The 19,729-nt window shown below is 68.1% G+C and carries 16 protein-coding genes and 1 pseudogene; 5 read left to right on the top strand and 12 right to left on the bottom strand.

Annotated features, from left to right (window positions below):
• Position 1: 1 nt before the first annotated feature.
• From pdeM to KXV01_RS16120, 4 genes are read right to left on the bottom strand one after another with little or no spacing between them, the layout of a single operon-like run.
• Complete coding sequence (pdeM, locus tag KXV01_RS16105; RefSeq protein WP_049413042.1) at positions 2–643, bottom strand: ligase-associated DNA damage response endonuclease PdeM; 642 nt, start codon at positions 641–643, stop codon at positions 2–4.
• The gene (locus tag KXV01_RS16110; protein ID WP_263467917.1) at positions 633–3,092 is read right to left on the bottom strand and encodes a ligase-associated DNA damage response DEXH box helicase; all 2,460 of its coding nucleotides are present in this window, start codon (positions 3,090–3,092) and stop codon (positions 633–635) included. Before KXV01_RS16110 ends, pdeM begins: the two co-directional genes overlap by 11 nt.
• Positions 3,089–4,696: an ATP-dependent DNA ligase gene (locus KXV01_RS16115; protein WP_049437994.1), complete on the bottom strand. Its 1,608-nt coding sequence runs from the start codon at positions 4,694–4,696 to the stop codon at positions 3,089–3,091. The genes KXV01_RS16110 and KXV01_RS16115 overlap by 4 nt, the downstream gene beginning before the upstream one ends.
• Positions 4,693–5,691 (bottom strand): ligase-associated DNA damage response exonuclease, encoded by a 999-nt coding sequence (locus KXV01_RS16120; RefSeq protein ID WP_049413051.1) that lies wholly within the window; start codon positions 5,689–5,691, stop codon positions 4,693–4,695. The genes KXV01_RS16115 and KXV01_RS16120 overlap by 4 nt, the downstream gene beginning before the upstream one ends.
• Before the next feature lie 113 nt (positions 5,692–5,804).
• Between KXV01_RS16120 and KXV01_RS16125 the strand changes: the two genes are divergently transcribed.
• Positions 5,805–7,442 carry an acyl-CoA dehydrogenase family protein gene (locus tag KXV01_RS16125; protein ID WP_049437998.1) on the top strand — a complete coding sequence of 546 codons (1,638 nt, stop codon included), beginning with the start codon at positions 5,805–5,807 and terminating at the stop codon, positions 7,440–7,442.
• A 188-nt stretch (positions 7,443–7,630) separates the two neighbouring features.
• On the opposite strand, the gene KXV01_RS16130 is transcribed toward KXV01_RS16125, so the two are convergent.
• The 3 genes from KXV01_RS16130 to KXV01_RS16140 all read right to left on the bottom strand — a co-directional run bounded on the left by KXV01_RS16130 (position 7,631) and on the right by KXV01_RS16140 (position 9,839).
• Positions 7,631–8,041 (bottom strand): hypothetical protein, encoded by a 411-nt coding sequence (locus KXV01_RS16130; RefSeq protein WP_049413055.1) that lies wholly within the window; start codon positions 8,039–8,041, stop codon positions 7,631–7,633.
• A gap of 156 nt (positions 8,042–8,197) precedes the next feature.
• A complete protein-coding gene (locus KXV01_RS16135; RefSeq protein ID WP_049413058.1) occupies positions 8,198–8,539 on the bottom strand; it encodes a hypothetical protein in 342 nt (113 codons plus the stop codon).
• Between the two features lie 124 nt (positions 8,540–8,663).
• Positions 8,664–9,839 carry a thiolase family protein gene (locus KXV01_RS16140; protein ID WP_049438000.1) on the bottom strand — a complete coding sequence of 392 codons (1,176 nt, stop codon included), beginning with the start codon at positions 9,837–9,839 and terminating at the stop codon, positions 8,664–8,666.
• Between the two features lie 182 nt (positions 9,840–10,021).
• On the opposite strand from KXV01_RS16140, the gene KXV01_RS16145 reads away from it, so the two are divergent.
• Positions 10,022–12,865 carry an autotransporter serine protease gene (locus KXV01_RS16145; RefSeq protein WP_263467918.1) on the top strand — a complete coding sequence of 948 codons (2,844 nt, stop codon included), beginning with the start codon at positions 10,022–10,024 and terminating at the stop codon, positions 12,863–12,865.
• Between the two features lie 47 nt (positions 12,866–12,912).
• On the opposite strand, the gene KXV01_RS16150 is transcribed toward KXV01_RS16145, so the two are convergent.
• Positions 12,913–14,010 (bottom strand): Glu/Leu/Phe/Val dehydrogenase dimerization domain-containing protein, encoded by a 1,098-nt coding sequence (locus KXV01_RS16150; protein ID WP_049413064.1) that lies wholly within the window; start codon positions 14,008–14,010, stop codon positions 12,913–12,915.
• Between the two features lie 277 nt (positions 14,011–14,287).
• On the opposite strand from KXV01_RS16150, the gene KXV01_RS16155 reads away from it, so the two are divergent.
• Positions 14,288–15,364, top strand: coding sequence for an HDOD domain-containing protein (locus tag KXV01_RS16155; RefSeq protein WP_099488487.1), 1,077 nt, complete (start codon positions 14,288–14,290; stop codon positions 15,362–15,364).
• Positions 15,365–15,367: 3 nt separating this feature from the next.
• Here the strand turns inward: KXV01_RS16155 and KXV01_RS16160 are convergent, their stop codons facing one another.
• The 3 genes from KXV01_RS16160 to KXV01_RS16170 form a co-directional block, all read right to left on the bottom strand.
• Entirely contained in the window at positions 15,368–16,960 is a 1,593-nt protein-coding gene (locus KXV01_RS16160; protein WP_049414250.1) for a phospholipase D family protein, read from the bottom strand.
• An 86-nt stretch (positions 16,961–17,046) separates the two neighbouring features.
• Positions 17,047–17,745: an RNA pseudouridine synthase gene (locus tag KXV01_RS16165; protein WP_049414248.1), complete on the bottom strand. Its 699-nt coding sequence runs from the start codon at positions 17,743–17,745 to the stop codon at positions 17,047–17,049.
• 47 nt (positions 17,746–17,792) lie between these two features.
• Positions 17,793–18,293, bottom strand: coding sequence for a M48 family metallopeptidase (locus tag KXV01_RS16170; RefSeq protein WP_049414246.1), 501 nt, complete (start codon positions 18,291–18,293; stop codon positions 17,793–17,795).
• A 63-nt stretch (positions 18,294–18,356) separates the two neighbouring features.
• Here KXV01_RS16170 and KXV01_RS16175 point away from each other — a divergent pair, with 63 nt between their 5' ends.
• Together KXV01_RS16175 and KXV01_RS16180 are read left to right on the top strand one after the other, a co-directional pair.
• Positions 18,357–18,914: a DUF2058 domain-containing protein gene (locus KXV01_RS16175; RefSeq protein ID WP_049438009.1), complete on the top strand. Its 558-nt coding sequence runs from the start codon at positions 18,357–18,359 to the stop codon at positions 18,912–18,914.
• Between the two features lie 170 nt (positions 18,915–19,084).
• On the top strand, positions 19,085–19,351 hold the full coding sequence (locus KXV01_RS16180; protein WP_012480956.1) for a DksA/TraR family C4-type zinc finger protein: 267 nt from the start codon (positions 19,085–19,087) through the stop codon (positions 19,349–19,351).
• Between the two features lie 232 nt (positions 19,352–19,583).
• Here the strand turns inward: KXV01_RS16180 and KXV01_RS16185 are convergent.
• A pseudogene (locus KXV01_RS16185) lies at positions 19,584–19,729 on the bottom strand (IS110 family transposase); the annotation flags it as partial.

Here is a 19,729-nt window from a genome sequence, read left to right on the forward strand (position 1 = left end):
TTCAAGCCAGGGGCAGTGCCACCAGGCCGTTGTCCACGCAGGCGACCATCTGTTCGCCGGCAGCGGGAACAGGAACGATTCCGGCGGTGAACGCGGAGAAGGCCGGCAGGAGAGTCATCCTGTCACGCAGCCAGAATGCGGGGAAGCGCCGCCGCAACGGAGGCAAAGCGATCTGTGGATGCAGATGCCCGGCGATCACATGCAGCTCCGCATCGGGCACCGGCTCATGCCGAAGCAGGAACGGTGGCAGCCGTACTTCGTCGTGGATCTGCACCTGCAGCCCGGCATGCGGCAGCTGCCGGTCATGATTTCCGCGCAGGACATGCACGTCCAGTGCGGCATTGCGTTCGCGCCATGCCAGCCATTGCTGGTACCACGCAGCGCGATGCGCCGGGCCATGCAGGATGTCGCCCAGGATCCACACCTCGCGGCAGGCATGCCCGTCCAGCAGCCCCTGCAGGCGTTGCAGGTCCTTGCCGGTACCGCCGCTGGGCAGCGCGATGCCTGCGCGGCGGAATACATCGGCCTTGCCCAGGTGCAGGTCGGCGAGCAGCAGTGCCTGCCGCGCGGGCCAGTACAGTGCACGCGCGCCAAGCAGCACCAGCGACTCGCCTGCGCGCAGCAGCGGCAGTTCATCGGCCATGCCGACGCTCCAGCTGCTGGGCCACGCGTTGCACCCGGGTACGCCAGTCTTCGTTGCTGAACTGCCCGCGCAGGCGTTCGGCCCACAGCGGGAAACCCAACGGCGTGAGTGACGCCGGGCGCTGCACCGAGAGGGTCTGCATCCGAATCCTGGCCAGTACCTGTTGCAGCCCCGGCATGTCGAGGCTGTCATTCAGCACTTCCTGTTCCGCCAGCGCCAGCAGCAGGTGATCCGGGTCGTGCTCGCGCAGTACGTCGTAGAGCAGTCCCGCGGACGCCTGCAGCTGGCGCAGTGCCCTTGGCATGCCACCGGGCAGGCTGGGGACCAGCAGGCCGGCGACGCGTGCAATGCCGCGGAACTGGCGACGCGCCAGCTCGCCCAGGTTCACCGCAGCACGCAGATCATCCAGCAGCTGATCGGTGGCGAACAGCGCCCGCCATTGCGCCGCATCCAGATCGATGGGCTGTGCCGGTGCCAGCACCAGGCCGTGATCGTTCACCGCATAGCCGATGCTGTTGCGCTGCCGGCGGGTACAGCGCAGCGCCAGCAGGGCGGCCAGCGCCTCATGCACGTGGCGGCCAGCAAAGGGATAGACGAACAGGAACTGGCCTTCGCGACGCCGCACATCTTCCACCAGCAGATGGGCTGGGCCGGGAAGCGCCGACAACCGCTGCTGCAGTGCCAGCAAGGGTGCCAGCCAGCGTGATTCGGCGCTGTCGTCAGCACCGGACAGTACCCACTCCAGCTCGCGGCCCAGCGGCATCGACAGCGGCAACTGGCCGCCCTGCCAGCGCGGCACGACCCCCTCACCGCGTCCTCGTGCCAACCGGACGAAGGCGGTCATGTCGCGCAGCTGCACCAGCTCCAGCAGGCGCCCGGCGAACTGGAAGCGGTCGCCACGGCGCAGGCGGCTGGCGAATTGTTCCTCCACGGCGCCCAGGCTGCCGCCGCGCAGGAACTGCACGCGCACGCTGCCATCGCTGCTGATGGTGCCGATCGACAACCGATGGCGCAGTGCCTGGCGACGGTCGTGCATGCGGTACCACCCATCGGCATCACGCACGACCTTGTGGAAATCGGGGTACTGGGCCAGCGCTTGGCCACCCTGCACGATGAATGTGAGCACGGCCTGCCACTGGTCGTCGCCGAGCGACGCGAAGGCATGGGTACGCCGCACCTGCGCCAGCAGGTCGGCGCTGTCGAAGCCGCCCGCCAGGGCGCGGCTGACCGCATGCTGGGCCAGCACATCCAGCGGCAGCGTCGGCGGCCTGCGCGCTTCGACCACGTTCCCGGCCAACGCACGGCGCACCGCAGCGTACTCGGCCAGTTCCAGCGCATGACTGGGCACGCACAGGATGGAACCGCTGGCACCCGGGCGGTGGCGTGCGCGTCCGGCGCGCTGGCGCAGGCGCGCCACGCCCTTCGGGCTGCCCAGCTGCAGCACCTGTTCAACCTCGGGGAAGTCGACGCCGAGGTCGAGGCTGGAGGTGGCAACCACGCAGCGCAGCGCACCCGCGCGCAGGCCATCCTCCACCTGCTGGCGCAGCGCCGGATCCAGCGAGCCGTGGTGCAGCGCAAGCGTGTCCGGTTCTTCCGGCCAGACTGCGGCCAGCGCCTGATGCCACAATTCAGCTTGCGCGCGCGTATTGGTGAACAGCAGGCTGCTGCGTGCCTGCATCAGTGCCTCCAGCACCCGTGGCAGCTGGGCCAGGCCGAGATGCCCGGCCCAGGGGAAATGTTCGCCAGGGTCCGGCAGCACGCTGCGCACGCTCACTGCTCGAGGGCGTACGCCCTGTACGATCGGTGCATCCGGTTGCCCGGGCAGCAGTACATCGCGCGCCTCATCCAGATTGCCCAGGGTGGCCGACAGTCCCCACAGCTGCGATGCAGGCGCGGCCTGGCGCAACACTGCCAGGTTCAACTGCAGCAGCACACCGCGCTTGTTGCCCAGCAGTTCGTGCCATTCGTCCACCACCACACAGCGCAGCCGCCGCATGCGCGGCAGGGTATCCGGATAGCTCAACAACAGCGCCAGCGATTCGGGCGTGGTCACCAGTACGTCGATGCGGCCTTCGCGCGCCTGGCGTCGTTCGCGGTTGCTGGCGTCACCACTGCGCAGGCCGACACGCCAACCCAGCCCCAGCCCATCGACCACGGTCTGCAGCGCGCGCGCGGTGTCGCTGGCCAAGGCGCGCAAGGGGGTCACCCACAGCACCTGCAGCGGGCGTACCGCGCTGGGGCGGCGGGGGGAGGGCGGCGGGTCGATCATGGCCTGCAGCAGCGGCCCCCCGAACATCGCCAGTGTCTTGCCGCTGCCTGTGGGTGTGTGCAGCAGCCCGGATTCGCCAGCGAGATAGTGACGCCACATCGCGCGCTGGAACGGCAGTGAGCGCCAGCCTCTGGACGCGAACCAGTCTTCCAGCCGGCGCAGTGCCTGGCTGCGGTTCATCGTGCCAACGCCTGCAGCGTGGCCAACTGATCGGCTTCGCTGGCTGGCTTGTCGTGGCGCCAGCGCAGGATGCGCGGAAAGCGCACGGCAATGCCCGACTTGTGCCGGCTGCTGCGGTTGACCGCCTCGAAGCCCAGCTCGAAGACGTGTTCGGCGCGAACGCTGCGCACCGGGCCGAAGCGCTCGCGGGTGTTGGCGCGGATCCAGCGATCGAGCGCGAGGATTTCCTTGTCATCCAGGCCCGAATAGGCCTTGGCGACCGGTACCAGCGTGTCGCCGTCCCAGACGCCGAAGGTGTAGTCGGTGTACAGCGTGCTGCGCCGCCCATGGCCGGCCTGCGCGTACAGGAGCACCGCATCGATGGTGAGCGGATCGACCTTCCATTTCCACCAGTCACCGCGGCGGCGTCCGGCCTGGTAGGGCGAGGCATGCCGCTTCAGCATCAGTCCTTCCACACCGCGTTCGCGTGCCACGTCGCGCATTGCCGCCGCCTGAAGCCAGTCGTCGGCGTCAACGCCGGGCGAGAGCTGGATCCGTGCATCGTTCAGTGCACCGACGACCTCGGCGAGACGCGCGCGCCGCTGCTGCAGCGGACGTTCGCGCAGGTCCACGCCATCGAGTTCAAGCAGGTCATAGGCGAGCACCCGCACCGGCGTGTTGCGCAGGGTGGCCGCACCGGGTTTTCGGCGCTGGATGCGCGTCTGCAGCGCGGTGAAGGCACGCGGCAGGTCTGCGGCTTCGTCCCAGGCCAGCAGCTCGCCGTCCAGCACGCAGCCATCGGGAAGCGCCATCGCCGCCTGTTCGATCTCGGGGAAGCGGCCATCCAGCCGCTCTTCGCCGCGTGACCACAAGGCGACCTCGCCGCGCCGGCGCAGCAGCTGCAGGCGGATGCCATCCCACTTCCATTCCAGCAGCCAGTCATCGATCGCACCGAGTCGTTCGGCAGGGTTGCCCTCCAGTGGCGAGGCGAGGAAGAACGGGTAGGGCTGCTGCCGGTCCAGCGGCAGCTCATCCGGCGACAGCAGCTGGGCCAGCAGCCCGGGCGAGGGCACCCAATCGCCCAGCATGCGCTGGGCGATGCGGGCAATATCCAGGCCGGACCACTCGGCCAGCGCCTGCTGCACCAGTCGTTGCGAGACGCCAACGCGCAGGGCGCCGGTCAGCAGCTTGTTGAACACCAGCCGTTCGCTGCTGCACAGCTGCTGCCAGCCGGCCACGACCGCCGCACGGCGCACCGCCTCGGGTTGGTTGGCCACCGCCAGCAGGTGCTGTTCGATCCATTCGGCCAGCGGGCGGTCAGGCGAGGCATGCGGTGGGTCATCCAGCAGCAGGGTCAGCGTTTCGGCCAGGTCACCCACCTGCGCATAGCTGTCCTCCACCAGCCACGGTGGCAACCCTGATTCCTCGGCGATCCACGCGCGCAGTTCGCCACTGGCGGCGATCTTCCTGCGCGCGCCGCCCACCTTGCCACCACTGAGCAGGTACAGCGCCCACGCCGCATCGTGCGCGCCTGCCTGGCCGAAGTAATCGACCAGTGCCGCTCGCTTGTCCAGCGTGGCAGTGCTGCGGTCCAGGCGTTGGTAGAGCGCGGCGAAGGTCTTCATTCCTCGCTCCCGAAATCGGTACGGAAGGCTTCTGCAGCCACGCCGCGTTCGCGCAGGAACGGAATCAACGCATCGGTATTGCCATGGGTGGCGATCACCCGCTGCGCGCCGGTCTGTTCGATCGTCTGCAGCAGTGCTGGCCAATCGGCGTGGTCGGAAATGACGAAGCCACGATCGACGTTGCGGCGGCGACGGTTGCCGCGCAGTTGCATCCAGCCCGAGGCGAAGCCCAGCTGGTGACGGCCGAAGCGGCGCATCCAGGGCGTGCCCGCAGCCGAGGGCGGGGCGAGGATCAACTGTCCGGCGGCATCAGGCTGGCGGCCCTGCTCGGCCACGGTGAGCGTCTCCAGCATCGGTACGCCGGCCTGCCGGTACACCGCCACGCCATTGGCGATGGCGCCATGCAGCCAGGCCGGGCGATCGTCCAGCGGCCGCAGCTCGGCCAGCACCCGTTGTGCCTTGCCCAGTGCATAGCACAGCAGGATCGCAGCCTCGCCGCGTTGTTCGCATTCGCGGCGCCACGCCACGATTTCGGCGGCGACGGCCGAAGTGTCCGGCCAGCGGTAGATCGGCAGGGCGAAGGTGGCTTCGGTGATGAAGGTATCGCAGGGCACCACTTCGAACGGCGCACAGGTTGGGTCAGGCTGCCGCTTGTAGTCGCCGGAAGCGACCCAGACCTGCCGCCCGTCGTCGATGCGCACCTGCGAAGATCCCAGGACGTGACCGGCTGGATGCAGCGATACCTGTACCCGGCCCAGGCGGAACGGCACGCCCTCGACGTGCGCCTGCACCGGCACATCGCCCAGGCGCCAGCGCAGGATCGGCAGGCTGCCTTCGCTGCAGTGGTACTCGCCCATGCCCGGGCGGGCGTGATCGCCGTGGCCATGCGTGATGACCGCGCGCGCTACCGGTCGCCAGGGATCAATGTGGAAATCGCCGGCGGTGCAGTACAGCCCTTCCGGGCGCAGCACCACCAGATCGTCGTTGGCTGCCATGCGATCACTGTGGCCTGCCGCTCGTGCAGACGGTGAGAACCGGCCTGAACACGGGCTTGGCAAGTCATGCGGCACAATCGGACCGCATACCTCTTGCCGCCAGGATGGACCGGATGAGTGGACCGAGCTTCAGCAGCGACGCGCCCTACGAAACCCATGTGGTGTTGAACCAGCCGCCACCGTTCGCGGGGCGCCAGTTGTGGACCGACGACGTGGCGCTGATGGAAGCCGTGCAACGCGAAGGCGCAGGCAGCTTCGCGCCACGGCTGGCGGTCTATGGCGCGCTGGCCGGCGACGAGCTGTACCGGCTCGGCTTCGATGCCAACCGCGATCGCCCACGCCTGCGCACGCATGATGCGCAGGGTCATCGCATCGATACGGTGGAGTTCCACCCGGCCTATCACCAGTTGATGGAAACGGCGAAATCGCACGGTGTCGCTGGCTTGTCCTGGCACGAACCGCAACCCGGCGCGCATGTCGCGCGTGCGGTGTTGAGCTACCTGCACCACCAGGCCGAAGCCGGCACCAGTTGCCCGTTGACGATGACCCATGCAGCAGTAGCGGTGCTGCACACGCAGCCGCACCTGGCCGAGTGGGCACGCAAGGCCGCAGCGCCGGTCTATGACCCGCGCGACGTGCCGGTGGCTGACAAGGCCGGCATCACCCTGGGCATGGGCATGACCGAGAAGCAGGGCGGCTCGGATGTGCGCTCCAACAGCACGCGCGCCGAACCGATCGATGGTGAGCGCTATCGCCTGGTCGGCCACAAGTGGTTCTTTTCTGCACCGATGTGCGATGGCTTCCTGGTGCTGGCGCAGGCGCCGGGGGGACTGACCTGCCTGCTGATGCCGCGTCGGCTGGCCGACGGTGACCGCAATGCGTTCCGCCTGATGCGGTTGAAGGACAAGCTCGGCGATTGGGCCAATGCCTCCAGCGAAGTCGAGTTCTGCGGCGCGCAGGCATGGCGGGTGGGCGAGGAGGGGCGTGGCGTGGCCACCATCATCGGCATGGTGATGATGACCCGCCTGGATTGCATGCTGGGCGCAGCGGCGGAAATGCGCATGGCGTTGGCGCAGGCGTTGCACCACGCACGCCATCGCCGCACCTTCGGCAAGCTGCTGGTCGAGCACCCGTTGATGACCAATGTGCTGGCCGACCTGGCACTGGAATCGGAAGCGGCCACGGTACTTTCGATGCGCATCGCACGCGCAGTGGATCGCGCAGGCGTGGATGCCAACGAAGCTGCGCTGGCACGGGTGGGAACGGCGCTGGGCAAGTACTGGCTGTGCAAGCGCGCGCCGGCCTTCGTCAACGAAGCGCAGGAATGCCTCGGCGGCGCAGGCTATGTGGAGGAATCGATGCTGCCGCGGCTGTACCGGCAGGCGCCGTTGAATTCGATCTGGGAAGGCAGTGGCAACATCCAGTGCCTGGACGTACTGCGCGCGCTGGCACGTGAACCGGAGGCGCTGGCGGCGCTGCGCGCCGAGCTGGCAGCAGTGGCCGATCGTGATGCGCGCTACGCAGCGGCTTTGCAGCGTTGGGCAGCGGCACCGGCACCGGATGAGTCGCAGGCGAGGCTGTTCTGCGAGCGCACTGCGCTGCTGTTGCAGGCCGCGTTGATGTTGCGGGCGGGCAGTCCAATGGCTGAAGCGTTCGTGTGCAGCCGGCTGGAAGGGCAGCATGGGCTGGTGTTCGGGACGCTGCCGGCGGGTGTGGATCTGTCGGCAATGCTGGCGCGCGCGCTGCCGTAGGGCGGCCAACGGCGGAGCCCCCTTGTGGTGGGCGGCGCGGAGTCTGCGTCGTGAGTGGGCTGCGGACGATTTCCGTGGGCGCACACCACGAAATCAACAGAAAATGCGAATTGCAGGAAGCAGAAAAGCCGCGGCAGTGCCGCGGCTTTTCCAGTAGCGCCGAGCCGATGCCCGGCTGCCGGTACGCCTTAGTGCTTGGCTTCTTCCTTGGCGGCGTTGGCCTTTGCGTCATTGGCGACATCACGGGCCTTGTCAGCAACCTTCTGTGCGGCGTCCGCAGTGGCGTCGCTGGCATGTGCAGCGGCGTCGGTGGCGGCATCCTTGGCCTTGTCTGCGGCGTTCGCGGTGGCGTCTGCGGCCTTGTCCAGTGCCTGCTGGGTATCGGCGGCGGCCTGCTCGGAAGCGGCAGCGGTCTTGTCGGCAGCGTTGCGGGTGGCTTCGGCGGCCTTGTCCACGGCGTCACGGGCGGCAGCGCCGGCGCTGTCGGCGGCCTGCTGCGCGTCCTGCTTGGCCTGTTCGGCTTCCGGACCCTTGCAGGCGGCCAGGGCCAGCAGCAGGGAGGCGGCCAGCAGCGTGGTGGTGATCGGGCGAATCTTCATGGCGGTCTCCGCTACTGCAATGGATGGGGACGCCAGCCTATTCATGCCGTTGTGAAGACGGGGTCGCGATCCGAGGTGCGCGCGCAGGCAGCAGGCCAAAGAAAAAGCCGCTGGCGAACCAGCGGCTTTTCCGGAACAGCCTGAAGAAAGAAGTTATTACTTCTTGGCTTCTTCAGCAGCGTCCTTGGCCTGCTCAGCGGTAGCTTCGGCAGCCTTGGCAGCGTCCTTGGCTTCGCCAGCAGCAGCGTCGGTCGCGGCAGCAGCGGTGCTGGCAGCAGCGTCGGTCGCAGCGTCAGCAGCGGTGGCGGCGGTGTTGGCAGCCTGCTGGGCAGCGTCGGCGGTCTGGGCGCCGGCAGCGGCGGCCTGGTCGGCAGCAGCCTGGGCTTCGGTGGCGGCTTCGTTGGCCGAAGCAGCGGCGTCCTGGGCAGCTTCCTGCTTCGAGCAGGCGGCCAGGGCCAGAGCCAGGGACATCGCGACCAGCAGCTTGTTGATGCTCATTGTGTAAATCCTCGTCGTTAGAATTAGGCAACGCGCATGCTGCGCGCCGACAACATGATGACAAGCCAAGATTGGGTGTCAAGCGATCCCGCATTCATTTTTGCGAAATCGTCGTTAAATCTTTTTAAATCAATTCGATGGCGATGGCTGTTGCTTCACCGCCACCGATGCACAGGGTGGCAATGCCGCGCTTGCCACCGCGCGTGCGCAGGGCATTGACCAGGGTCACCACCAGGCGTGCACCGGAGGCACCGATGGGATGACCCAGTGCGCAGGCCCCGCCATTCACGTTGAGCTTGTCGTGCGGGATGCCCAGTTCCCGCATCGGTGCCATCGCCACCACGGCGAAGGCCTCATTGATTTCGAACAGGTCGATCTGGTCCAGCGACCATCCGGTCTTGGCCAGCAGCGTGCGGATCGCGCCGATCGGGGCGGTGGTGAACCACTCCGGTTCCTGCGAATGGGTGGCGTGGCCGACGATGCGCGCCAGCGGGGTAATGCCACGTGCGTTGGCGTCTTCCTCGGTCAGCAGGACCACCGCAGCGGCGCCGTCGGAGATGCTGGAGGAGCTGGCGGCGGTGACGCTGCCGTCCTTCTTGAAGGCCGGGCGCAGGGTCGGGATCTTGGCGATGTCGGAGCGGCCGGGTTGCTCGTCGGTGGCGACCTCGACCTCACCCTTGCGGGTGGCCACCTTCACCGCGACGATCTCGTCGGCGAATGCCCCATTGGCCTGTGCGGCCTGTGCGCGCTTGACCGATTCGATCGCGTAGGCGTCCTGTTCCTCGCGGCTGAACTGGTACTTGTCCACGGCGCATTCGGCGAATTCACCCATGGCCTTGCCGTCGTAGGCGTTGACCAGACCGTCGTGGGCCATGTGGTCGATCGCCTGGAAGTTGCCGAAGCGGTTGCCCGTACGCGAGTGGGGCAGCAGGTGCGGGGCGTTGGACATCGATTCCATGCCACCGGCGACCACGATGCTGGCCGAACCGGCCTTGATCAGGTCATGGCCGAGCATGATGGTCTTCATGCCGGAGCCGCACACCTTGTTGAGGGTGGTGGCACCGGTCGACAGTGGAATGCCGGCGGCGATCGCCGCCTGGCGGGCGGGCGCCTGGCCGAGGTTGGCCGGCAGCACGCAGCCCATGAGGACTTCAGAGACGTCGCTGGCCGGCACGCCCGACTGTTCCAGGGCGGCCGCGATGGCGGCCGCGCCGAGGGTCGGGGTCGGCACGCCGTTGAACTGGCCGAGGAAGGAGCCGATGGCGGTGCGCTTGGCGGCGGCGATGACGATGTTGGACATGGCAATCTCGTTGATGCGTAAGCAATGTTCGGAAAGGAGACCGAGGACGTTGGAAGCGCCGCGATTTCCCGGCAGACTGCGTGGGGGTCGACCCAAGTATAGAGGGTCGGGGAGGGCCGCCGCTGGGCGGCACCGCACGCCTGCCGGGATGTAGGCAGGCCAACGTTCATGGGAAGGAATCGATGGAACGCACGATGATGGTGAGGTCGGCGCTGGCGTCGGCGCTGGCGATGGCATTGACGGCATGTGGCGGCGGCGGAGGCGGCGGCAATGTCCGCATCGATCCACCCCCGACCACCCCGACGCCCCCGACCACGCCCCCGCCGACCACACCGCCTCCGGCCAAGCCGCAGGAGCCGGCCTTCGACGCGCACCTGTCCGTGACCAATGCGCGTGCCGCACAGGCCGCCGGCCTGACCGGGCAGGGGGTGCGCATCGGCATCGTCGATTCGGGCGTGCAGCGCAACGCAGTGGCGCTGAACGGGCGCGTGGTCGCCAACCTCAACTACATCGACCCCGCCCGCAACAACCTGCAGGTGGACGACGTGGTGGGCCACGGCACGGCGGTGGCCAGCCTGGCCGCGGGTGCATCGGTGGGATCCTGGCCGGGCGGCATCGCCCCCGGCGCACAGATCGTTTCGGCGCGGATCATCGCCGACAAGCCGCCCGTCGATGACGGCAGCGGCAAGGGCAATTCCTTCAGCGGCCCATTGGGCGTGGCGCAGGTCCACCAGGACCTGATCAGCTACAACGTGAAGGTGATGAACAATTCGTGGGGCGGCCTGTACTGGACCGACCTGCCGACCACCGCGCAGGTGGCGGCCGAGTACCGGCCGTTCGTCATCAACCATGGCGGCCTGGTGGTGTTCGCGGCCGGCAACGATGCGCGCCCTGAGCCGAGCAGCCTGGCCGCGCTGCCCAGCCAGCTGGGCGTTGCCGGCTCGCTGCCGGCGGCCGATCTGGAGCGCGGCTGGCTGGTGGCCACTGCGGTGGATCCGTATGCACCGGGCACGCTGGCCAGCTACGCCAATGCCTGCGGCCAGGCTGCGCGCTACTGCCTGGCGGCGCCGGGCAGCGCGGTCTATCCCGATGCCAACGGCGGCAGCTATTACTGGAACTACGGCACGTCCTTTGCCGCCCCGCTGGTTTCCGGCGCCGCCGCCCTGGTCTGGCAGCGCTACCCGTACTTCGACAACAACCTGGTGCGGCAGACCCTGCTGGGCACCGCCAAGGACATCGGTGCGCCCGGCGTGGATGCGGTGTTCGGCTACGGCCTGCTCGACATCTCGCGGGCGATCAAGGGTCCGGGGCGCTTCGACTGGGGCGATGTGGTCGTCAATGTCGATGCACCGTCCAGTGGTTCGCTGTGGAGCAACGACATCGTCGGCAGCGGTGGCCTGGTCAAGCAGGGCGGGGGAACCCTGGTGCTGGGTGGCAACAACAGCTACAGCGGCGCCACCCGCATCGAGCGCGGCATCCTGTCACTGCAGAACGGCAGCGTGATCCGCTCCAACGTGACGATCCTGGCGCAGCCCGATCCGGATTCGACCGGCCTGCAGTTCAATGGCGGTACGCCGCGCGTGATCGGCAATGTGGTCAACGGCAGCAGCGTGTTCCTGACCACCGGCAACACCACCGGCACCATCGAGGGCAACTACACCCAGCAGGCCGGCGCGCAGCTGATGATCGCGCTCGGTGCCAATGCGCTGCAGGTCACCGGCAACGCCACGATCAACGGGGGCGTGCGCGTGCACGGCTTCGTCTCCGGCTATGTGCCGCAGAACGGCAGCCGCCAGGACCTGATCCACGCCGCCGGCGGCCTCAGTGGCACCTTCAGCAGCCCGGCCACCTCCAGCGGCCTGCAGGGCCTGTCGCTGCTGCAGAGCAGCTATGGCTATGACACCAACAACGCTTGGTTGAACCTGACCCAGGTCAGCGTCACGGCGGCAGCGACCGGGCTCACGGCCTCGGCGCAGTCGGCTGCGCAACGCGTGGACAGTGCGTTCAGCGCGCTTGATGGCGATACGACGCTGCAGGGCTCGGCCTTCGGCACGGCCGCCGGTGCGCTGCAGTGGACCGGCGGTGGCAGCAAGGGTCTCGAGGCCAGCTTGCAGAGCCTGTCCGGACAGGCGCATGCGCGGGCCGAGTCGGCCACCTTCGACAGCATCGACATGGCACGCCGCGCGATCGCCGAGCGCTTCGATCGCGTGCAGGCGGCGCCGCGCCTGCGCGGGGCCTGGCAGAGCGCGCTCGGCGAAGCCGGGCAGGGCAGTTTCGCCGGCAATGCCGCCGACAGCCGTGGTTGGATGGCCGGTCAGGACCTGCCGCTGGGCAGCAATGGGCTGATGGGTGTGGCCTTTGGCGAAACCCGCAGCAATGGTGGCAGCAGCTTCGGCGGTGATCGTGGGCGTGATCGCCAGGCGCAGGCGCAGCTGTACGCCGGCTGGAACCTGGGCCGGGGCTATGCGCTGGCCCAGGTCGGCAGCGGCCAGTTCACCCGTGCGCTGGATCGCCAGTTGCTGCTGGGCGCCGGCGCCTACGGTGTCTCTGCACGTTACGGCGGACGTTTCAGCAGTGCCAGTGTCGAAGGCGGCTATCGTTTCGGCCGCGCGGGTGCGTCGTTCACACCCTACGTGGGCGCCAGCAGCACGCGCGTGGATACCGATGCATTCAACGAACTGGGCGGGTTCGGCTTCGGCCTGCGCGGAGAGGCCAACCGGGTACAGCGCAGCCAGATGCTGGCCGGTATCCGCGGTGAACGCGGCTGGGGGCGCTGGACCGTGCGCGGGCATGCCGAATGGCAGCAGCGGCTCGATGGTGCCGATGCGGATTGGCAGGCCAGTTTCGTCGGCGTCGATGCCTGGGCGCCACTGGCGGGCTGGAACGCGCCGCGCGGCAGTGCGCTGTTCGGCGTGGCGCTGGAGTCGTGGTGGGGCCGCAACGGCCGCCTGAGCCTGGGCTTCGACCAGCGCGTCGGCGGCGAAGGCGCGCGCCAGGCGGCGTTGCGCTACAGCACCGGCTTCTGAACGGGCGGTCGCGCCGGGTCGAAAGGCCCGGCGCGACATCGGCAGGCTCAGCCGCCGCGCAGGTTGCCCAGGCGCGGGGTGCTGCGGCCCAGCGGCATCTTCAGCTTGCCGATCGACAGGATACGGCTTTCGGCGATGCGGTCGGCTGCGCGCTGCGGCGCGATGTTCTCGCGTTGCGACAGTTCGAAGATGCGGGTGAGGTTGTGGTAGATGCTGCGGATCAGGCGCATCGCGCGTTCGCGGTTGTAGCCATCGATCTCCAGCGACACGTTCATCACGCCGCCCGCGTTGACCGCGTAGTCAGGTGCATACAGGATGCCGCGCGCATGCAGTTCATCGCCGATTTCCAGGCTCGCCAGCTGGTTGTTGGCGGTACCGCAGATGATCTTCGCCTTGATCCGCGGCAGGGTGTCGGCGTTGATCGCGCCTTCCAGCGCGCACGGTGCGAACACATCGGCGTTCACTTCGTGGATCTCGTCCGGCTTGACCGCTTCGGCGCCGAAATCGCTGACCGCGCGATCAACCAGCGCGCTGTCCAGGTCGGTGACATACAGTTTGGCGCCGCGATCGCGCAGCAGCTTGACCAGCTCCATGCCGATGTGGCCCAGGCCCTGCACTGCGATGCTGGTCTTGCCCACTTCCTCATGGCCGAACTTGAAGCGCATCGCCGCCATCAGCGCCTGCAGCGCCCCGTAGGCGGTGAACGGGGCCGGATCGCCGGAGCCGCCATGGACCTGGTGCACGCCGGTCACGAACTGGCTCTCCAGGTAGATGTTCTCCATGTCGTTGACGTCGGTACCGACGTCCTCGGCGGTGATGTAGCGCCCTCCCAGCGAGTCGACATAACGGCCGAAGGCGCGGAACAGTACTTCAGTCTTGTCCACCTTCGGGTCGCCGATGATCACCGCCTTGCCACCACCGACGTTGAGGCCGGCCAGCGCATTCTTGTAGGTCATCGTCCGGCTCAGCCGCAGCACGTCGGCCAGCGCCTCGTCGGTGCTGGCATACGGACGCATGCGCACGCCGCCCAGGGCCGGGCCCAGGGTGGTGTTGTGGATGGCGATGATCGCCTGCAGGCCGGCATCGTGGTTGTGGCAGAACACCACTTGTTCGTGGCCGGTGGTGGCGAGGGTTTCGAATAGCATGGCGTCTCCGATGGCGCGAACAGCGGCGAACTGCAGCGAACGGCCAGTGAACGGTAGGGTCCCAAAACAAAAAAAGCGACGTCGTCATGGCTGGGGGACGGGTCGCGCGGCGCCATTCTAGTCCATTCCCCCGGCCGGTGCCGTCGACATCGCATGCCTTGCGGTTAAAGAAGATGAAAGTGCGGCCGATGCTGCGACGACGGCGGGTGGCCGGATTCGCGTGAAGAGGCAGGCGGTCAGTGACGGCAAGGGCACCACAACGACAGGGCAGGCGGCGATGACAGCGGCCTGGTGGCGATCGCTGCGCAGCTGGCTGGCGCGCTCGACCGGGGCGGCACCGTCGCGGCTGGTTGCTGCGTCCCGCCAGGCGGTGGCCGCCGCAGCGGCGAGCCTGCAGGGCGAGGCGCTGCCCCCGGCCGAGATCGCTGCACATCTGCAACGTGGCCTGCATGCGCTGGCCCTGTACCCGCGTCTGGCCGGTGAATCCACGCCGGTGCAGGCCGCAGGGCTGGGCGAGGCGGTGGCACGCGCGCTGCAGGACCGCGACTGGGCTACCCGGCAGTTGCCGCGCCGTCCGCAGCTGCTGCCGCAGCTGATCCAGACCGTCAACGACGATGCCGCCTCAGCGCGCGTGATGGCCGCGATCATCGGCCAGGACCCGGTGCTGACCGGCAACCTGCTGCGCATCGCCAACAGCCCCGCCTACAAGGTGCACGAGCGGCCCGTGGAAAGCCTGCAGCGGGCGGTGACACTGGTGGGTACCGAAGGCGTGCGGCAGATCATCAGCGCGGTACTGGTACAGCCGGTGATGCAGATGCAGTGCGATGCGTTCCCGCAGTTCAGCACAATCATCTGGGAGCACGCACTGCTGGCCTCGCGCGCGGCTGCGGACCACGCGCGCACGGTTACCTTCGGTGATGCCTTCGCCGCGCAGTGGCTGGGCCTGGTGCAGGGACTGGGCGCGTCACTGGTAATGCGCCAGCTGCTACAGGAAGCGCAGGCCCGCGGCGAGGCCGTGGAGCCGGCGTTGGCCCTGCAGCTGCTGCAGCAGTGGTCGTTACCGTTGGCGCAGCGGGTCGCCGCCGCATGGGAGCTGCCTGAGCCGGTTCACCAGGCCCTGGCGGTGGATGCAGAAGGGGCGCTGGCCGACAGCCTGCGCCTGGCCAGCGCCGCCGCAGCGGCCAGCCTGTTGTGCCGCCATGGGCATGCCAGCCAGAGCCGCATGCTGGCGCTGCTGGAGCAGCTGCCTTCAGCGCCGCCGCACGCATTGCGCTGGATCTGGCGTCGCCTGCATGGGCGCAGCGTGGAAACGCTGGATGAGGCCGGACAGGACCAGGCCGGCCCGACGGCCTGAGTGCTACAGCTGCGATTCGACAGGCAGCCAGCTGATCACCCGCGACAACCAGCGTTTGCGCGCCGTTGCCCCTGGCTCGGCCTCGACCCAGTGCGGTGGCGGCTCGCGCTCCAGCCAGCGCAACCGGCCACGGTCGTCCAGCGCCAGCCACCAGCTGTGCCTGGGGTCTGCCAGGCGCAAGTACTCATCGCGCAGCTGCGCCCCCAGCACCGGGTCGTCGAACAGTACGCCCATTTCGGTGTTGAGGTAGGCCGAGCGCGGGTCGAGGTTGAACGAGCCGACGAAGCCGCGGCGGTCGTCGACCACGAACGCCTTGGTGTGCAGGCTCGCGCCGCTGCTGCCGAACATGCCGGCATCGCCGGACTGCCCCTGCGCCTTCAGTTCGTACAGGTGGACGCCCGCTTCGAGCAACGGCACGCGGTAGTTCATGTAGCCGCCGTGCACGGCAGCGACGTCGTTGGCAGCCAGTGAGTTGGTCACCACGCCGACCTGCACGCCCCGCCCGGCCATGGCCGAAAAGCCATCCAGGCCTTCGTTGCCTGGCACGAAGTAGGGCGAGATCAACAACGTTTTGTGCCGGGCGGCCTGCAGCTCGCTGATCAGGGTCGATACCAGCCAGGCAGCGCGATCATCCCTGCGATGCTTCATCGGCGGGTCCGAGACGATGCGCACTGCTCTGCTCCAGTGCAATGGCTCGGGACTCGGGCGCTGCCGCTGGCGCGATTCGGCCACGCGCGCAAGGTAGGGCCGGGCCACGTCCCGCTGCGCCTCATTATCCGATTCGCGCACCAGCAGGCGCAGCTGTGCATCGGTATGGAAGGCAAGCGCGGATACCGGAATGGCGGCCTCGCTGTTCCAGTAATCGTCGAAGATCCGATTGGCCTGCTCCACGGCAGGGCCGGCGACCAGCAGGTCCAGATCCTGGAAGTTCACATCGGTGCGCGCGCTGAAGTACTCCTCGCCGATGTTGCGGCCACCGACGATCGCGACGCGGCCATCGGCGATCCAGCTCTTGTTGTGCATGCGGTGGTTCACGCTGAAGAAGCGTTGCACCATCTCCACCATGCGCAGGATGCCGGTCCGGTTGCGGAACGGGTTGTAGAGGCGGATTTCGATGTTGGGGTGCCGGTCCAGCGCCATCATCAGCGCGTCCTTGTCCTTGGCATTCATGTCATCGAGCAGGATGCGCACGCGCACACCGCGCTCGGCGGCGTCATGCAGCGCCTTGGCCATAAGGTGGCCGATCAGGTCGTCGTGCCAGATGTAGTACTGCAGGTCCAGGCTGCGGCCAGCGTGCGCGGTGATCATCGCGCGCGCAGCGAAGGCATCCATGCCATCACTGAGGAACGCCACGCCTGATTGCCCGGGATGTGCGTCCTGCAGCGGCACGATCTGCTGGTCGATGTGGGTCTGCGCCGGCTGCAATGGCAGTACGTGCGAGGGCGCGCCCTGTGCCTGTGGCGTGAGATGGTCGGCCAGCAGCAGCCCGGACAGGACCAGCAGCAACAGCACGGCGAGGATGATTGCAGCGACGCGCAACAGGCGTCGCCACAGGGGCATGGGCTGGCTCATGCCTCGATGGTAGAGCCACGCCATGCGTGAAGGAATGCCTGCAGGATCGATAGGGCGTCACGGATGGGGGCGGACCCGTTTCCGCAGGAGGTGGCCCTGACCCGCAGGCCTCAGAACCGCTCGTCGCTGCCCAGGTAACGCCACTGCGCCGGCGGCAGCGGCCCCAATGCCACGCGGCCGATGCGCAGTCGGCGCACGGCCAGCACCTGAAGCCCAGCGGCGGTCACCGCCACGCGCAGCCCCTTGGCGGTCAGCCCCTTGCCGGCAAAGCGCAGGCGCTGCTCGCTTTGCCAGCTGACCTTGGCGCCGCCGGATTCCTGCTGCAGCCGCGCCAGCAGCCACGGTCCCCGCTCGGGGCCGCCTTCGGCCACTTCGATCAGGTATTCCTGTTCGGTGCGGCCCAGATTGCGCTGTAGATGGGCCTGCGTGGCCGGGTCCTGGCTGACCACCACCAGGCCGCTGTCGCTGGCCGGAAGGGCAGCGGCCAGCTGCAGGCCGTGGAAATGGCGCTGCAACGGACGGATGTCGCTGGCGTCGAGTTCGCTGCGGCTGTCACCGCTGACCAGGGCGCACAGGGCATCTGCGGCCACGCCGGCCGGCTTGTGCAGCAGCATGCTGACCCGCTCGGCCTTTTCATCGCTGGCCTGTTCGGCCACCACGATCACCGCGCTGTCGTCGACCGGCCGCTGCGGCTGTTCCACCACCTCCCCATTGACCGTGACCCAGCCGCCTTCGATATAGCGCCGCGCTTCGCCGCGGGGGATGCCGAGCAGGGCGGACAGGCGTTTGTCGAGACGGATCGGTTCCATGGCGGGCAGGTCGGGCAGGGGGCGCGCAGTGTAGCTGCTGCGGCCGGTCAGCGCTGGCTGCGGTTGGCCAGCTCGGTCAGGTACAGACGGGTATCGAACTCCAGCTGCAGGTAATCAGGTTCCATGTGCTGGCACAGCTGGTAGAAGGCCTTGTTGTGGTCGGCTTCCTTCAGGTGGGCCAGCTCATGCACCACGATCATGCGCAGGAACGCCGCTGGCGCCTGGCGGAATACCGTAGCGATGCGGATCTCGCGGCTGGCCTTGAGGCGGCTGCCGTGCACGCGGGAAATGGCGGTATGCGTGCCCAGCGCGTGCTTGATCACTTCCAGCGTGTTGTCGTAGCAGACCTTGTTGAGCGGCACCGACTTGCGCAGGTAGCGATCTTTCAGCTCCTGGGTGTAGTCGTACAGCTGGCGGTCACTGCGCACCTCGTGCGGGTCGGGGTAGCGCTGCTGCAGCCAGGGGCCGAGCTTGCCTTGCGCCAGCAGTTCGCTGACCTGGGCGACCAGGGGTTCGGGGTAGCCGGTGAGGTACTTCAGGACTGCCATGCAGGGGCGGCGGGGCGTCGGTAGAATGGAAGCATCCAAGATTACACGCGGTACGTACCGACCATGGCAAAGCCCAACGCGCTGCAGGAACAATTGCTCAAGGCCGGTCTGGCCAAGAAGTCGCAGGCCAGCGCCGCCGCGCGGGAGCAGGCCAAGGCCCGCCAAGGCAAGGCCGAATCGGCCTCGGCCGAGGTCCAGCGTGAGGCTGAACGTGCCCGTGCCGAGAAGGTCGAGCGCGACCGTGCGCTGGCCGCCGAGCGCAATGCCCAGGCCAGGCAGGCGGAACAGAAGGCGCAGGCCCGGCAGATCATCACGGCCCACGCGGTGCCGTACAAGGGCGACGATGAGTACCGCTTCAGCGATGGCGCGGCAATCCGCACCCTGCTGATTGACCCCAAGCTGCGCAAGGCGCTGTCGGTGGGCGTGCTGGTCATCGTCGCCCACGGCGACGGCTATGCGTTGCTGCCTCGCGCCGCCGCCGAAAAGGTGCGTGAACGCGCGCCTGAAGCCATCATCGTCGACCACGGCCAGCCGGGCTCGACCGCCGAGATCTCCACCGGCAACGCCGAGGACGACGCCTACTACGCGCAGTTCCAGGTGCCCGACGACCTGGTCTGGTAAGCAAAAAGGGGACGGAGGGGATTAAGTCGCGGTCGACCTGATTGGATCCGTTGGTGTTCTGCTCAGCTTGCTGAAGGCGCGCCGGGCATGGCTCGGCGCCACACAGGCCTGCTCCTTTGTGCGCGGGTGTATCGTCCCCATATCAGGCGACACACCTGCGGAGGAAGACAATGGCCACCGGTTGGGCGGGAGATGGCGCGGTCCAGGACCAGATCGACGCCACCGTCGACGATGCGATCGCCCGCGCGCGCCGCCAGCTGCGGCAGGGCCCGGGCCTTGAACACTGTGAGGAATGTGACGCGCCGATTCCGTTGGCGCGACGTCGTGCTGTGCCGGGAGTTCGCCTGTGCGTGGCGTGCCAGCAGGCGCATGACGACGAAGAGCAGGCGCATGCCGGCTACAACCGGCGTGGCAGCAAGGACAGCCAGCTGAGGTAAGGGGTGTTCGGCAGGGCTGCGCCCTGCACGCGCGGTAGTGCCGGCCGCTGGCCGGCCACAGCATCAGCAACAGCTGGCATTTCGTGCGGTGGGGGGGCGGTGTCGGAGTGCGGGGACGCCGCAAGTACGTCCTTGTAGCAACTGTGTTGATGGAGGGAGTGGCCCCTCCAGGAGACGGGCACGGTAGTGCCGGCCGCTGGCCGGCAGCCTTTGGTCTGCGCCCTGGCTGGCCTCAGGCAGGGACCAGCCCCTTTTCAGCGTCGCGCACCCGGGCGTTGAGAATCACCAGCATTTTCCGCATCACCGCCACGATGGCTACTTTTCCTTCTTTGCCCCGGGCTCGCAGCGACTGGTAGAAATCGCGCAGTCGAGGTTCAT

Source organism: Stenotrophomonas sp. Ps181 (genome assembly GCF_025697425.1).
Lineage (GTDB): Bacteria > Pseudomonadota > Gammaproteobacteria > Xanthomonadales > Xanthomonadaceae > Stenotrophomonas > Stenotrophomonas sepilia.

Excerpts from the sequence above, each read along its gene's own strand:
- KXV01_RS16110 (WP_263467917.1), bottom strand. The coding sequence starts at position 3,092 with ATGAACCGCAGCCAGGCACTGCGCCGGCTGGAAGACTGGTTCGCGTCC.
- KXV01_RS16155 (WP_099488487.1), top strand. The coding sequence starts at position 14,288 with ATGACAGCGGCCTGGTGGCGATCGCTGCGCAGCTGGCTGGCGCGCTCG.
- KXV01_RS16160 (WP_049414250.1), bottom strand. The coding sequence starts at position 16,960 with ATGGCGTGGCTCTACCATCGAGGCATGAGCCAGCCCATGCCCCTGTGG.
- KXV01_RS16140 (WP_049438000.1), bottom strand. The coding sequence starts at position 9,839 with ATGTCCAACATCGTCATCGCCGCCGCCAAGCGCACCGCCATCGGCTCC.
- KXV01_RS16115 (WP_049437994.1), bottom strand. The coding sequence starts at position 4,696 with ATGAAGACCTTCGCCGCGCTCTACCAACGCCTGGACCGCAGCACTGCC.
- KXV01_RS16170 (WP_049414246.1), bottom strand. The coding sequence starts at position 18,293 with ATGGCAGTCCTGAAGTACCTCACCGGCTACCCCGAACCCCTGGTCGCC.
- KXV01_RS16175 (WP_049438009.1), top strand. The coding sequence starts at position 18,357 with ATGGCAAAGCCCAACGCGCTGCAGGAACAATTGCTCAAGGCCGGTCTG.
- KXV01_RS16150 (WP_049413064.1), bottom strand. The coding sequence starts at position 14,010 with ATGCTATTCGAAACCCTCGCCACCACCGGCCACGAACAAGTGGTGTTC.
- KXV01_RS16180 (WP_012480956.1), top strand. The coding sequence starts at position 19,085 with ATGGCCACCGGTTGGGCGGGAGATGGCGCGGTCCAGGACCAGATCGAC.
- KXV01_RS16165 (WP_049414248.1), bottom strand. The coding sequence starts at position 17,745 with ATGGAACCGATCCGTCTCGACAAACGCCTGTCCGCCCTGCTCGGCATC.
- KXV01_RS16145 (WP_263467918.1), top strand. The coding sequence starts at position 10,022 with ATGGAACGCACGATGATGGTGAGGTCGGCGCTGGCGTCGGCGCTGGCG.
- KXV01_RS16135 (WP_049413058.1), bottom strand. The coding sequence starts at position 8,539 with ATGAGCATCAACAAGCTGCTGGTCGCGATGTCCCTGGCTCTGGCCCTG.
- pdeM (WP_049413042.1), bottom strand. The coding sequence starts at position 643 with ATGGCCGATGAACTGCCGCTGCTGCGCGCAGGCGAGTCGCTGGTGCTG.
- KXV01_RS16130 (WP_049413055.1), bottom strand. The coding sequence starts at position 8,041 with ATGAAGATTCGCCCGATCACCACCACGCTGCTGGCCGCCTCCCTGCTG.
- KXV01_RS16120 (WP_049413051.1), bottom strand. The coding sequence starts at position 5,691 with ATGGCAGCCAACGACGATCTGGTGGTGCTGCGCCCGGAAGGGCTGTAC.
- KXV01_RS16125 (WP_049437998.1), top strand. The coding sequence starts at position 5,805 with ATGAGTGGACCGAGCTTCAGCAGCGACGCGCCCTACGAAACCCATGTG.